Source organism: Pseudomonas sp. NPDC088885 (assembly GCF_044750025.1).
Classification (GTDB): domain Bacteria; phylum Pseudomonadota; class Gammaproteobacteria; order Pseudomonadales; family Pseudomonadaceae; genus Aquipseudomonas; species Aquipseudomonas rustica.
Genome location: NZ_JBIVJB010000023.1, coordinates 35212 through 50025, shown reverse-complemented (window position 1 = coordinate 50025; position 14814 = coordinate 35212). Strand labels below are relative to the sequence as shown.

The 14814-nt window shown below is 55.2% G+C and carries 11 protein-coding genes; 9 read left to right on the top strand and 2 right to left on the bottom strand.

Translation table 11 applies throughout. The features are described from left to right. The first annotated feature begins 163 nt into the window (after positions 1 to 163). The gene (hrpB, locus tag ACIP1X_RS12685; protein WP_400752510.1) at positions 164 to 2680 is read left to right on the top strand and encodes an ATP-dependent helicase HrpB; all 2517 of its coding nucleotides are present in this window, start codon (positions 164 to 166) and stop codon (positions 2678 to 2680) included. Between the two features lie 44 nt (positions 2681 to 2724). Here hrpB and ACIP1X_RS12680 read toward each other — a convergent pair whose 3' ends face one another. Further along, positions 2725 to 4134 carry an amino acid permease gene (locus ACIP1X_RS12680; RefSeq protein WP_400752507.1) on the bottom strand — a complete coding sequence of 470 codons (1410 nt, stop codon included), beginning with the start codon at positions 4132 to 4134 and terminating at the stop codon, positions 2725 to 2727. 328 nt (positions 4135 to 4462) lie between these two features. Between ACIP1X_RS12680 and ACIP1X_RS12675 the strand changes: the two genes are divergently transcribed. The 8 genes from ACIP1X_RS12675 (at position 4463) to ACIP1X_RS12640 (ending at position 13859) form a co-directional block, all read left to right on the top strand. Further along, a complete protein-coding gene (locus tag ACIP1X_RS12675) occupies positions 4463 to 5476 on the top strand; it encodes a TauD/TfdA family dioxygenase (protein ID WP_400752504.1) in 1014 nt (337 codons plus the stop codon). Between the two features lie 4 nt (positions 5477 to 5480). Continuing rightward, a complete protein-coding gene (locus tag ACIP1X_RS12670; protein WP_400752501.1) occupies positions 5481 to 7064 on the top strand; it encodes a phenylalanine aminomutase (D-beta-phenylalanine forming) in 1584 nt (527 codons plus the stop codon). Continuing rightward, positions 7061 to 8191, top strand: a complete 1131-nt coding sequence (locus tag ACIP1X_RS12665; RefSeq protein ID WP_400752498.1) for a pyridoxal phosphate-dependent aminotransferase — start codon at positions 7061 to 7063, stop codon at positions 8189 to 8191. Before ACIP1X_RS12670 ends, ACIP1X_RS12665 begins: the two co-directional genes overlap by 4 nt. Positions 8192 to 8214: 23 nt before the next feature. Then, positions 8215 to 8955, top strand: a complete 741-nt coding sequence (locus ACIP1X_RS12660; RefSeq protein ID WP_400752495.1) for an alanyl-tRNA editing protein — start codon at positions 8215 to 8217, stop codon at positions 8953 to 8955. Continuing rightward, complete coding sequence (locus ACIP1X_RS12655) at positions 8948 to 9880, top strand: hypothetical protein (protein WP_400752493.1); 933 nt, start codon at positions 8948 to 8950, stop codon at positions 9878 to 9880. The genes ACIP1X_RS12660 and ACIP1X_RS12655 overlap by 8 nt, the downstream gene beginning before the upstream one ends. 141 nt (positions 9881 to 10021) lie before the next feature. Next, complete coding sequence (locus tag ACIP1X_RS12650; protein WP_400752490.1) at positions 10022 to 11404, top strand: FAD-binding oxidoreductase; 1383 nt, start codon at positions 10022 to 10024, stop codon at positions 11402 to 11404. Between the two features lie 38 nt (positions 11405 to 11442). Continuing rightward, a complete protein-coding gene (locus ACIP1X_RS12645) occupies positions 11443 to 12678 on the top strand; it encodes an acetyl-CoA carboxylase biotin carboxylase subunit family protein (protein ID WP_400752487.1) in 1236 nt (411 codons plus the stop codon). Continuing rightward, entirely contained in the window at positions 12675 to 13859 is a 1185-nt protein-coding gene (locus tag ACIP1X_RS12640; protein ID WP_400752484.1) for an MFS transporter, read from the top strand. The genes ACIP1X_RS12645 and ACIP1X_RS12640 overlap by 4 nt, the downstream gene beginning before the upstream one ends. 15 nt (positions 13860 to 13874) lie before the next feature. Here ACIP1X_RS12640 and ACIP1X_RS12635 read toward each other — a convergent pair whose 3' ends face one another. Beyond that, on the bottom strand, positions 13875 to 14789 hold the full coding sequence (locus ACIP1X_RS12635; RefSeq protein WP_400752481.1) for a LysR family transcriptional regulator: 915 nt from the start codon (positions 14787 to 14789) through the stop codon (positions 13875 to 13877). Positions 14790 to 14814: the final 25 nt, after the last annotated feature.

Below are 14814 nucleotides of genomic sequence, written 5' to 3'. Positions count from 1 at the left end.
CCTATCGGGGTTCGGCCCTCCGGGCTAAAGCTGTGAGCGCGCCATGCTGCGTTGCGGGACTTGGCAAGGAAACGACCCTTACCTGCGTCCCGCGCCTTGCCTGGCACGCTCACAGCTTTAACGCGACTCGCAATTTACTGTGGGCACGCCCTGGGGAGCCAGCATGAATTCTTTGCCGATCGATGAAGTTTTACCCGCCCTGCGTGAAGCCTTGGCGACTCGCCATGAAGCCGTGCTCGAAGCACCGCCCGGCGCCGGTAAAACCACCCGCGTGCCGTTGGCCTTGCTCAATGAAGCGTGGCTGGCCGGGCAGACCATTCTGATGCTCGAACCGCGCCGCCTCGCCGCGCGTGCAGCCGCAGAACGGCTGGCCAGCGAGTTGGGCGAGAAGGTCGGGGAAACCGTCGGTTATCGCATTCGTCTCGACAGCAAGGTTGGCCCCAATACGCGTATCGAAGTGGTCACCGAAGGCATTCTCACCCGGCGTTTGCAAGATGATCCTGCGCTGGAAGGCGTCGGCCTGCTGATCTTCGACGAATTCCACGAACGCAGTCTTGATGCCGATCTGGCGCTGGCCCTGAGTCTGAACGGTCGCGAGCTGTTTCGAGCTGAACAGCCGCTGAAGATTCTGCTGATGTCGGCCACCCTCGAAGGCGAGCGTCTGGCCGGGTTGCTCGACGACGCGCCGATCCTGCGCAGCGAAGGCCGCATGTACCCGGTGACGATGCGCTGGGGCCGGCCGTTTCAGCCCGGCGAATACATTGATCAGCGTGTTACGCAAACCGTGCTCGAAGCGCTACACGATGAAACCGGCAGCGTCTTGGTGTTTCTGCCGGGGCAGGCGGAAATCCGTCGCGTGCATCAACAATTGGTCGACGCGATGGGTGAGCGCAGCGATGTGTTGCTCTGCCCGTTGCATGGCGAACTCGACCTCAATGCGCAACGCGCGGCGATCGATCCGGCGCCGCCCGGCCAGCGCAAAGTGGTGCTGGCGACCAACATTGCCGAAACCAGTCTGACCATCAACGGCGTGCGCGTGGTGATCGATGCCGGGCTGGCGCGGGTGCCGCGTTTCGATCCGGGCAGCGGCATGACGCGCCTCGACACTCAGCGGATTTCCAAGGCCAGCGCCACTCAGCGTGCGGGCCGGGCAGGGCGTCTGGAACCGGGTGTTTGTTATCGCTTGTGGTCGCAGGATCAGCACGAACAGCTCGCCGCTTATGGCAGTGCGGAAATTCTTTCGGCGGATCTCGCCAGCCTCGCGCTGCAACTGGGACGTTGGGGCGTGACGCCGGGCGAACTGGTGTGGCTCGACGTTCCGCCAGCGGCAGCTTATGCACAGGCGCAGGATTTGTTGCAGCGGCTCGGCGCGCTGGAAGGTGAGGTGCTGACGACCCACGGTCAGGCCATGGCTGAGTTACCGGCGCATCCGCGCATCGGTCATTTGTTGTTGCGCGGTCAGGCGTTGGGTTTGGCCAACATGGCGTGCGATGTGGCTGCGTTGCTCGGCGAGCGCGATATCTTGCGTGGCGCCGGGGCGGATTTGCACAGTCGTCTGGTGTTGCTGTCCGGCGAAGAACGCGCCGCCCGTGGTGCTCAGGGCGGTGTGCAGCGTGCCCGGCAACTGGCGCGGCAATATCACGGTTATCTGCGCGGCAAAGCGAGCGAGCCGGTCAGCGATCCCGATCATCCGCGCTGGCTCGGTGCGTTGCTGGCGCTGGCCTATCCCGATCGCGTCGCGCAACAACGGCGTGCCGGTGGCGCCGAATATCGTCTGGCCAATGGTCGTGCGGCGCTGTTCGCCGAAGCCGACAGCCTGATGAAAGAACCGTGGATCGTCATCGCCGACCTCGGCAGCCGGCAGGGCCAGCGTGAAGAACGTATTTATCTGGCGGCGGATTTTGATCCGGCGCTGTTCGATTCCGTGCTCGCCGAACAAGTGCGCAATGTCGATCAACTCGACTGGGACGAGCGCGAAGGCGTGCTGCGCGCCGAGCGTCAGCGCAAGGTCGGCGAGCTGATTCTCAGCCGTGAACCGCTGACCGGTCTCGACGAAAATGCGCGCAGTCAGGCGCTGGTGAATCTGGTGCGACGCAAAGGTCTGGAGCTGCTGCCGTGGACGCCGGAGCTGCGTCAGTGGCAGGCGCGAGTGGCGCTGTTGCGGCAACTTGATCTGACTAATCAGAACGACAGTCTGTGGCCAGACGTCAGCGATGCAACCTTGCTCAACACCCTCGAAGATTGGCTGATGCCTTATCTGGGCAAGGTCTCGCGGCTCAGCCATTTTGCCAATCTGGATCTGTCGAGCATCGTCCGTAATCTGCTGCCGTGGCCGTTGCCGCAGAAGCTTGACGAGCTGGCGCCGCATCATCTGAGCGTGCCATCGGGGTCGTCGATTCGGCTGGATTACAGCGAGTTTCCGCCGATTCTCGCGGTGCGTTTACAGGAACTGTTCGGGCTGGCGGATACGCCACGGATTGCCGGCGGACGGCAGGTGGTCAAGTTGCATCTGCTGTCGCCAGCACGACGTCCGGTGCAGGTGACGCAGGATCTGGCCAACTTCTGGCGCAGCACCTATGCCGAGGTGAAGAAGGATTTGAAGGGGCGGTATCCGAAGCATTACTGGCCGGATGATCCGTTGGTGGCGGAGGCTACTGCGCGGATCAAGCCGCGCAAGTAAGAGCACTGGCGTGGCTTGATCGGTTTAACCGGTGTTGTTGTGATTCAGGCCTCTCCGTAGAGGCCTTGGGAAACACTGCGTTTGTGCTTGATGCCATAAAAAATCCACATCAACCCGATCCATACGGGAATTGCATACACAGCGATCCTAAAGACGGAATCCATCAACATCACGCCCAATATGAAGACCAGAAATGCCAGGCAGATATAGTTGCCGTAGGGATACCACAACGCCCTGAACAGCGGTATCTGGCGGGTCTTGTTCAAATGTTGCCGAAATTTGAAATGCGACAGACTGATCATCACCCAATTGATCACCAGCGTTGCAACCACCAGTGATAGCAGCAGTTCCAGTGCATATTGCGGGATGATGTAGTTCATAAGTACCGCAAATAGAGTTACGGCCGCCGACGCGAGGATCGAGCGTACGGGAACACCGCGTTTGTCTATTCTGGCCAGGCTTTGTGGTGCATCACCTTGCTCGGCCAGGCCCAACAATATGCGGCTGTTGCAGTAAGTCCCGCTGTTATAGACGGACAGTGCAGCAGTCAGTACCACGAAGTTAAGAATGTGCGCCGCGGTAGCGCTGTCGAGCATTGACGACACCATGACGAAAGGGCTGGCACTGTAAGTATCGCCAGACGCGTTTAGTGAAGTCAGAAGACTGTCCCAAGGCATCAGTGATAGCAAAACCACAAGTACGCCAATGTAAAAAATCAGAATGCGGTAGATCACCTGGTTGATTGCTTTGGGGATCACGGTGCGCGGGTTGTCGGCCTCGGCCGCAGTGAAGCCGAGCATTTCCAGGCCGCCAAAGGACAGCATGATCACCGCCATGGACATTGCCAGCCCGCCTACCCCATAGGGGAAAAACCCACCTCGCTCCCACAAATTGCTTACTGCCGCTTGTGGCCCTCCAGTACCGCTGACTAGCAGATAACTGCCCATGGCAATCATGCCTATGACGGCCAGTACCTTGATGATGGCAAACCAGAATTCCGCTTCACCAAACATTTTCACATTGATCAGGTTGATGGCATTGATCAGCACAAAGAAGGCCGCAGCGGATACCCATGTCGGGATCTCTGGCCACCAGTAGTGCACGTACTTGCCGATGGCGGTCAGTTCCGACATGCCGACCAGGATGTATAGCATCCAGCAGTTCCAGCCCGACAGGAACCCGGCGAATCCGCCCCAGTACTTGTGAGCGAAATGGCTGAAAGAACCCGCTACCGGCTCTTCCACGATCATTTCCCCTAGCTGTCGCATGATCAGGAAGGCGATGAAACCGCAAATCGCGTAGCCGAGGATCATTGATGGGCCCGCCGACTTCAGTGCTCCTGCCGAACCCAAAAACAGTCCGGTTCCCACTGCCCCACCCAAGGCGATCAGTTGGATGTGTCGATTTTTCAGGCTGCGCTTCAGCACGCCTGAGCGCGCGTTGAATCCGCTCATTGGAATCGGCTCACGTAAGTTTTGGTGAAAAGCGTTACAGAGAGTTTCGCGAGATTACTTTCGCGCTCGTGCCGAAGCGGTTGTTGGCACAGGAATGGTGGGCCGTTTTTTACTGTCATATTTCGTCTCGTCCTTGAAATTATTTTTCATCTATATCAATCGGTTGAGGGCTTTTTATGTCACCAATCGCAATGATTTCTTAACTGATTCTACTTAAAACTATTGGAAGAAACATATTTCTATCTGTTGAATTTGTAAATGGGGAGTGATATCTAATGCATCGCAGACGGAGATGCCGACGATTCCATGGACTTAAGGAGTGATGAAGGTGAAGGGCAGTGATGCAGAAGGAGTATTCGATTTTTCGGCCAGCGGATGCGCTGATCCGGGGCTTTATTTTTCTAATGCTGCGCACGACATCCGCGAACGGTTGCTTAGTGACGGTGCCGTGATCATTCGCGCCGCTGATCGGTGCAAGGATCCTGGTGAGTTTGAAAAGGCCATTGTCGCTATGGGCTTTGAAACCCGCGATTACGTTGGCGGAAGCTCTCCACGCTCGACCATACAGGGCAAGGTTATGGAGGCGACTCGCACCCCTCCCGACTGGTCCGTCATCCTTCATCAAGAAATGGCCTACGTAAAACGTCCACCCGAGATCATTGCGTTCGTTTGCGTGGAACCGGCCGGAAAAGGCGGCGAATCTGTCATCGGCGACATGCGCAAGCTGGAGCAACTGGTTGATCAAGGGACCATGAAGCAGCTAACGGATCGCGGACTTAAATTGCGCAGAACCTTACCCAGCGAGGCGCGGGTCGATCTCAAACCGGGCGTCAAAAAAAGCTGGCAAGAGACCTTCTCTAGCGCCAGGAAATCCGAAGCAGAGTTGCTATGCCGATCGCGTGGGTGGGACTTCGAATGGAACGGCGAAGACCTCGTTCTCTGGCAGGACTGTATTTCCCCGATGCGTCAGCATCCCCTTAAAGATGCAAACATCTGGTGCAATCAAGCGCATTTCTGGGGCGCGGCAGCCATGATCGAATGGGCGCGTATCGATGGTCGAGAGCAGGACGCCAGCGAGCTGATAAACGCGCATCGTAAAACCCCGCTACTGCTGGAAGCCATGTGTTTTGGTAATGGCGAGCCGCTTGCGGAAGAACTCACCCTGGAGCTTTTTCACGCCGTCAGGGGGCTGGAACGAGATGTCGATTTGGCTGAGGGCGATATTTTACTGCTCGATAATTTTCAGTTTGCACATGGTCGGCGCGCCTTTTCGGGCAGCCGAACAATCAACGTGATCATCGCCGATTGGGCGGGTCAACAGTCACACGTAGTTCAGGGATGAAAAAATGACGATTCAGGAAAAGAATTTCACGTCGGATAGCACCTATGTGCTGACCCCCGGTGTCGATGTATGCCTAAAGGATCTGATCCGGTTTGCCCGACCCGGCAAGACAGTAGTCGCATCCCAAGCCACGCGACAAAGGGTTCAGGCATCGAGAGATGCCTTGGAAAACCTCGTTGCGCAGGGGGCGGTCATCTATGGCGTGAATACCGGCATGGGCGGCTTCGTTGACCACCTCGTGCCTATCGAGAAAGCCCACGAGCTTCAATCCAATCTGATTCAGGGCGTATCGACAAACGTCGGTGAGCGATTCCCGGACAGTGTCGCCCGGGCCACAATGTTTGCGCGAATTGTTTCATTATCACGCGGTAACTCGGCGATCTCTCTGGAGAACTTTGATCGGTACATCGCCATCTACAACGCAGGCCTTATCCCTGAAATTCCGAGTAAAGGTTCTCTTGGCACCAGTGGTGATCTGGGGCCATTGGCAGCGGTTGCGCGGATGTTAACCGGTGATGGTTACGCCTATCTTGATGGTGTGCGCATTCCGGCGACACAAGCGCTTGAGCAATTGGGCTTGGCACCGCTACACCTGAGCTACAAAGAAGGGTTGGCACTGATCAATGGCACGTCCTGCATGGTAGCGGTCGCGGCAATGAATGTGGTCGAGGCCCGAGAACTGCTTGAACAATACACCTCGATTTCCGCTTTCTCCTTCGAGGCGTTGCAGGCCCGGGTACGTCCTTTTCATCCTGACGTTCACAAGTTGAAACCGCACTTGGGGCAGCAAAAAATTGCCGAGGCCATTTGGGACGATCTTCAAGGCTCGGAGTTGGCGATTGATGACATTGAACTCTCGTCGCAACTGAGTGCGCTGCGAACTGACGAGGTACGTCAGGAGGCCATGCCCATTGAAGATGCCTACTCGATTCGCTGCACACCCCAGATTCTGGGGCCGGTGCTGGAAACCATCGAGTTCGTCGAGCGCATCGTCACCAACGAACTGAACTCATCCAACGACAATCCGTTGATCACTCCCGAGAATGGTGAGGTTTTTCACAATGGCCACTTTCATGGGCAGTACATTGCCTCGGCCATGGATTACCTGACGATCTCCATGATCACGATGTGCAACCTTTCTGATCGGCGCATAGATCGCTTCCTGACGAAGGCCAACAGCAATGGTCTGCCGTCTTTCCTCTGCGCTGAAAATGGCGGTCTGCGTTTCGGTCTTATGGGTGGGCAGTTCATGTCGGCCTCTCTGACGGCGGAAAACCGATCGCTCGCCACGCCGGTTTCGATCCAGACCCTGACCACCACCGCCGACTTCCAGGACGTGGTTTCGTTTGGTCTTATTGCCGCGCGTCGTGTGGCTGAAGTGTTGCAGAACACGCGGTATGTCATTGCCTTCGAACTGATATGCGCAGCCCAGGCTGCCGATATTCGCGGTTGCACAAAGTTAGGCCAGCAGGGCCGTGCCTGGCATGCCCGAGTGCGTGAACTGATCCCTTATCTGGATCGGGATATTGCGTTGACCGGGTATCTGGAAAGCATCGTTGCCCACATTCTTGGGGGGCACAGTCGATGAGTTCGTCAGGCAACAAGAGCGCAGTGGCAGGCGCTGAGTCGCTGGAAGCGGATTGCCGTAATGCCCGGCTGCACGCTAACGAAAATCCGCTGGGAGCATCGGGTCTGGCACTGCACCTGTGCATGTCGATGCCGTCACTGCTCAGCGAATACCCTGAGGTGACTTACAAGTCGCTTCGCACGGCTATCGGTGAACGTTGGAACGTTGATCCCGAGCGTGTGGTGGTCGGGGCAGGTTCTGATGAGTTGATTGATATTTCATTGCGTAGTTTGTTGCAGGCTGGCAGCCGGATCGTGGCACTGCATCACAGCTTCAAAATGTACAAAATCAGATCCGAGCTTCTGGGGGCTGACTATAGTGAGATCTTTCCCGCCAGCGGAGAAGGTTACGACACTACACTCAATATTGCCCTTCAAAAGAATCCGGATGTGGTTGTGCTGGTAAACCCGTCGAACCCTTTGGGCGACTATCTCTCTCCATCCGCACTGCTAAAACTTGTTGCTGCCATTCCGGAAAGAACGACGGTCATCATTGATGAAGCGTATGCAGAGTTCGCCCCGGATCGCGAGAACTCGCCTGGCGTGCAGATCGTAAGCGCTCGGAAAAACTCGATATGCCTGCGTACGTTTTCAAAGGCGTATGGCATTGCGGGGTTACGTTTGGGTTGGGCTTATGCTAGCGCTGATCTGGTTCCGGTTCTGCAGGCACGGCGCGCGCCATACAACGTCAGCTCATTCTCTGCCCTCGCCGGTGAGTACGCACTTTGGGATGCTGATCATCTGGAAAAGACAGCGGCGCATTGCCTTGAGTGGGGGCAGGAGATTGTCAGTCTGTTCCAGGGCTATGGCGTTCAAGCCAGAAGTCGCTATGTCAACTTTGTATTCGTCGAGTTCAACAGCCTCCACGACTGTAAGTCGTTACATGACTACCTGGCGCGTGAAGGATTCCTGACATCGCCATTGACTGATTATGGCCTTGATAACTGCCTCAGAATCTCGATAGGCAGCCAGGTGCAGATGACCCGTTTGTGCGATGTTCTCAGAAAAGAGCTGGACGCGGTTGAGCGCCAAAAAGGCCCAGAGATGTGGATGCCCTCAACCATTCGCACAGGCTCCCAACCACACTGAGCGAGAACTGACTCGAGGTAAAAATGAGCGGAACACTGCCTTTATTTCATGAAAATCCGTATCTAAAGCAACTGGAATGTCGAGTCGATCTGCTTGAGCGCGACGATGCCGGTCTTCCTTTTGCACTCCTTGGCGAAACGGTTTTCTACCCGCAGGGAGGCGGCCAGCTCGGAGATCGAGGCGTGTTGCACATTCAGGGGACGAAGGCGGGTGAGACTTTAAAACGGCTGGAAGTTATCGCCACGAAAAAAAGGGATGACCAGATTCGGCATTACCTAAAGGTCGACGATGAAACATTCGCGCTGCTGAGCGAGCCTAAGAATGCACAGCAGGCGACAGCCACTCTCGACTGGTCATTACGCTATCATCAGATGCGTGTTCATTCGGCCATGCATTTGATCCACTGCATGCTTGAGCAAACGCTGGGGCGCTCCATTCAACACCCGGTGCGCTCGCCGCTGAGTGACGACGGAGGGGAAAATCAATACGAGTTTGTCGAAGAGTTCGACGAAGACAGTTTGAGGCAGGCGACTGATGCCCTGAACGAGTTTTGCTCTGCAAGTCATGAGATTCGTACGGAAGCGGATACCAGCCAAGGACAAGGATTTCGTTGGTGGAAATGCGAAAACTGGTCAATCCCTTGCGGGGGAGTTCATGTACGTAATACGCAAGAAATAGGCTTGGTGACTTCCAGTATGAAAATCAAGAAGAACACGACCAGAGTGGTCATCACTCTGTCGGCAGAGGCTGAAGAGCTTGGATAACAAACGAGCGTTTGGTGCGTTTCTCATGCAATTGCGGATTGATGCCGGGCATCTGAAGATTTCGACGTTTCTCGAAGAGGTCAACATCCCGTTTTCGGCCAATTACTACCGTGACGTAGAGGCCGGAAGAAAGTACCTGAGTATCGATGCTGCCGTCGAACTGCATAACCATTTGGATATCGATGCTTCCAGTAAGGTCAGCTTCGATTATTACTGGCATTACTTCAGAGACTTGTTGCCGGCCAATGTCCACGAGATGTTGTTTGGCAAAGGGGTCGAGGTCACGGACCTTTCGTCCAGGCTGGAGCTTCGAGAGCATGATTCGAAGATACTGCGTCGGGCGCTGAGTTTGAGTCGGTATGAGCGTGAGTTCATCATAACCGAGGAAGTCGTCAAGGCATTCGAGGACAACTTCGAATTGCTGCCATTGATGACTTATCTCTATATGGTCGACAGTGCGTCCGTTGCGGAGATGCAGTTGGTTTGCCAACAGCTAGCCCTTGCCTACGACGAACGAACTGAAGCGTTTCTGAACCTCGTCTCGAAGGAACGAAGCACCACTGATGACCCTTTTGTTCGTCATGCACCTACGCTGAGAATGCCAAGAACAGCTGATGCGTTGCGGCTAAAGGATATGTTCCTGCGTCATGAAGTGGAACGATCGCTGACCAAACCTGAAAAAAGTGAATATTTTGATGTTTCAGGTTCTTTTAAATACAGCTCGATGGTGACACTCAAAGACGCAGAAATAGAGCAAATTCAGGATCGTCTTGTCGATCTCTTCTCCTTGATCGAAGTGCACAACAAATCCGGCACCCAGCTAGAGGATAAGGATGCTCAACCTTATTTCTTTGGGATGATAGTTTCTGGCCGTCCTGAATACGATGGACGTGGAGCCCGAACCGGCAAAAAAAACAAAAAGTGAAAACAGAGAAGACGGGAGTCACCGCGTTCTCTGTTCGATGATCTGTGTCAGTCAACCGCTCACAGGAATGCGCGGGTTGGCACAGTGATGGACCGATAAAAACAAATCTGGCCGTGATCAGTTAGCACAAGGATGAGACTAATGAATGCTTTGGTTGTTGAAAAACTTCGGCTGTTGTTTGGCGAACGCTTGAGGCTTGAAAAAAGCATCCGGAAACAATTCTGCCAAGCGCCGCCCGGTATTGAATTGAGCCCGCCCGACGCGGTAATCACCGTTCGAAGTGAAGAAGAAATCGTTCAGGTTGTGCGGCTTTGTCACGAACATGGCGTAGCGATGATTCCGGCCGGAGCCCGCTCATCGCTTGAAGGACAAATCAATGCGCCACGTGGTGGAGTGTGTGTCGACTGTTCTGAGATGAACGCGATTCTTAGCATAAACGCGATGGACATGACTGCGACCGTTCAGCCAGGAGTTACCCGCGAACAACTAAACAGTTACTTGCGCGACACTGGTCTGTTTTTTTCAGTTGATCCTGGCGCTAACGCGTCGATGGGCGGAATGGCTGCGACGCGAGCCTCGGGCACCAACTCCGTTCGTTACGGGACGATGGCAGCCAACGTCAAAGCTGCACGCTGGGTCATGGCTGATGGGGCAGTTGCGCAAATCGGCTGTAGAGCACCTAAATCTGCCATGGGCCTGGATTTGCTGGCTATCGCTGTAGGTTCAGAAGGAACTCTCGGTATCTTCAGTGAGCTGGAAGTCAGATTACACCCTGTGCCTGACACAATTGTCGCGGGCGTCTGCTCGTTTGACTCTGTCGACAACGCCGTACAGACAGTTGCCACTGCTCTCGGACAAGGCCTGTCAATTGCTCGGATCGAGTTGTTGGATGTTAACGCTGTCCGCGCGTGCAATGCCTATTCTCCTGCGCTGGATTTGCCGGAAGTGCCTCATCTTTTTCTTGAGTTTCACGGAGATAGATCGACGGTCGCCAGCAACGTTGAAATATTCACCGATTGTGCACATGAGTTCGGCGGTCAACTAAAGATCTCTCAACGTGTTGAAGAGCGAACGGCCCTGTGGAAAGCGAGGCATGACGCTTGGTGGGCATTTCACGCGTTCTATAACGGCCGCATGGGGCTGGCCACTGATGTATGTGTGCCGTTGTCATCGCTCAGTGCCTGTATCAGCGCCACTGCTGCAGACATTATCGCTTCCGGGCTCGACGCGCCGCTGATTGGCCATGTCGGCGACGGTAATTTCCACTTGTTGATCATGCTTCAGGAAGGGCAGGACGAGAGTGTGGAGATTCAGGCGTTTCTAAGTCGACTGTCGAGTCGTGCATTGTCGTTCGGCGGGACGGTCAGCGGAGAGCACGGCGTCGGTCAGGGCAAAGTGAAATGGATGTCGGCCCAGCACGGTACGGCGCTGCCGATTATGCGGGCAATCAAAAAGGCCTTGGATCCGGCGAATATCCTCAACCCCGGCAAGATGTATCACCCGCTTACCGTTGATGCTCTGTAAGCGTCGATTTTTCATTTTTATGGATGGATGTGAAAGATATGCGACACATTTTGATAGTCGGAATTAACAAGGTATCCATCAAGTACGTTTGCGAGGCAATTCGCAGTGCGGGGTTTGAGCCAATACTGTCGGTCGACCCTGCAGGTTTTCACGGCGCAGCCAAGGCAGTATTCGATGGGGTCACCTGCATTCCCGCATTTAGCGATACCGACGCGCTATCTGCTTACTTGCAGGCCAATAAAGAACTGGTGAGTGCGATCCACAGCATCACAACTTTTTTTGACGAGCTCTTTCCAATGGTGTCGGCAGTCGCCAAAGCGTTTGGATTTAATGCACCGCCTGCTGAATTCGCCAAGCTCTCATCCAAGGAGTTTGTCGGTGGCCTGGTACCTGAACATGTTCCAGCAGAGACCTGTGTCTTGCTCGATGATGGAGACTTCGAGATATCGTGGCTGACGCCTGGTATCAAAAATGATGTTGTGCTGAAACCCTCGGTCGGCTCCGGCGCAGTGGCGACGATGTTGCTTACCATCGGGGCAAATGATGATCCTTCCAGCGTGATCAAGTCGGCGATTCTGGGGAGTGGAATTGATCAGCCTGAAAGCACTGCGTGGATCGTTCAGGCGCACTGTGAGGGTGATCTCGTCAGCATGGAAGGTTTCGCTCAAGATGGGCAGGTAGTTTTTCTTGGCTTGTCCAAGCGCAACCGTGTCGGTTTCACCGAAGTCGCTAATCAGTTTCCAGCCAACGAGATGATCGGTTTAACCGTTCGTTCGAAAATCGAGACGGCCGTGTGCGATCTGATCGCACGTGCAGAATTCGATAACGGTTTTTTCCATTGCGAGTTCATTGCTACACCGTCTACGGCTTACCTTATCGACGCCAATATGGGCCGTCTCGGCGGTGCGAGTATTGTCGAGCAAATTGCCTTGGCCTATGACTTGGCGCCTGCCACTGTTCTGCAACACGTTGCTCTGCTGCCGCTGGGACTACTCGAGACCACACTCCACTACAAACCTGTCGAGCAGTGTCGCCAAACTTTGAGTTACTGGTATTGCCTGGATCACGAGGCCATTGTGCATGACTGGGAAATTCCGCTCCTGTCGTCCATTCATACACCGATCGCCAATGTTGGCAGCCTGATCGTGCCTATCGGTACGTCTGATTACGCCTGGATCGGCATGCTTACCGGTTACGCAGACGTTGTCGTACGCGAGATAGGGCAAGTGCTCATTCATACGGATCGCGGCACTAGAAGGCCGGTCTTCCAATGATCTACTTCGTCCGGTTTCTATCGTCCGCCGCATGGAGTTGTTTCTATCCGTTCATGGCCATTTGGCTGAATTCGGCTGTAGGTCTGAGCACCAGCGCAGCCGGCATCGTCGTCGGCTTCGCCATTGTCTCAAACCGGGTGGGCGCGCTGGCCTTTCAAGGCGTGATGGACAAGATTGATCGCCGACGTGAAATTGCCCTCGCTTTACTGTGTGTGGCAGTGGCCGCGTGTTTAATGCTGGCGACGGCTGCGGCGGGAGTTACCCACGTACTGATCTGGATCGTTTTGGTGGTGGTGTTTGGCGTGGCCAATTCGATCGCGACGATTTCGCAGATCTCATACATTGTTCAGTACTTTCGCGAGGGCGAGCACGAGCGAGTGCTTTCCTATGAGAATGTCGCTGCGAACGCGGGCGCTGGAATAGCACCGTTCGTTGCATCGTTGATATTGGCAGGAACGGGTTATTGGTTTGTTGCTCTGCCATTACTGTTAGGTGTTCTGGCAACTGCGTCTACTACGCTGATTCCTCACCTGACAAGGTCAACAATCGCGGCGTCAGACAGTCTCGCGTCTTCGGCGAGCATCTCCGACGCGTCGCCTAAAGTTGTTGCGTTCATGATCATCAACTTTTTGACCATGATCGGTTATGCGCAGTTTTATTATGTATTCCCAACCTATGCGACGGAGCGTTTCTCCAGTGAGTTGGTCGGTGTGCTGTTTCTGGTGGCCAGCGGCATCATTATTTTCAGTCAGGTCTATATAACGTCGCTCTCGCAGCGGGTTTCACGGTTGTGGCGGGTCATAGTTTCAAACCTGTTGATCGGCGCGGGTTGCCTGCTATTAATGGTTTCGTCTCAAGTGCAGGCAATTCTGTTCCTCGTCGTGGTTTTTATTGTGATTGGCGAGATGATCTGCGGCCCGTTGTATCAGGCCCAAGCCGTAAAAATATGGAGAGGGCGTAGTTCTGTAGCGATGTCCGTGCAGACTTGTGTGTGGGGGGCTGCCGAGGCGACGGCTGCTGTACTCGGACTTCTGGCTGTCGCCAATGAGCTCAGCTTCTTGTCTTTCCTGCTGGGATTTGCTGCCTGCGTAATCGCCGCTGTTGGCGGGTGGATATCGATTGCCATGAAGCGCCCGTTGATCGGCATAGAAATCGAACAGCGATCACCGCAGGTTTCCTGAAGGGTAGGGGAGTATTCAATTACCGGTCTTGGCCGTCAGTTGTTCGCGGCAATAATCCGCGAACAACTGTGCCGGTTTGGTCAGTTGCCCACGCTTGAGCCACGCGGCAACCAACCCCGAGCCGGTGACGTCCTCGGCGATCTCGACACACGCGACTTTCTTGCCGTCATAGGTGCATTCCGAATGCGGCCTCGTCACCAGAATCGAAAAGCCAAACCCCTGACCCACCATCCCGCGCACCATTTCAATTGACGGTGAGCTGAACTCGATGCGCGGTGTCAGCCCCAGCTCTTCAAACAAACTGACGAAGTAAGTCCGGCTCGGTTGCACATCGAGCAAGATCATCGGATCGAGGCACAAATCCCGCAGCGACACCTGCTTGTACTCGGCAAAGCGATGATCCGCCGGCAGCAGCGCATACGGCCGTTGCGCGGGCATCAGCGGTTCGGTCTGAATGGTCGCGTCGAGTTCATGTTCATAGAGAATCACCAAGTCGAACGCGCCCGACGTCAGGCCTTGCACCAATTCCTGCTGCTCACCATCGCGAATGCGGATTTTCACTCCCGGATACAGTGCAGAAAACCCGGCGATCAATTGCGGTAGATACAACGGCGCGACGGTTTCAAAGCAGCCGATGTCGATCTGTCCTGAAACCACATCGTTGTCGGCCAGTGCGTTCTGTTCGAACTCCTTGGCCATGCGCAGCAGTTCTTGTGCCTTGCGAAAAAACCGCGCGCCGCTGGGCGTCAGTGACACGCCTTGGGCGTGATGACGGATCAGCAGTTGCACGCCGAAGCTGTCTTCCAGGCCTTTGATCGCGGTGGAGATCGCCGGTTGCGCGATGTAAAGCTTGCGCGAGGCTTCGGCAACGCTGCCGCATTCGACGGTGGTGATGAAGTATTTCAACTGACGCAAATTGTAGGCGGCCACGGCAAACCTCAGGACGAGCGGACTC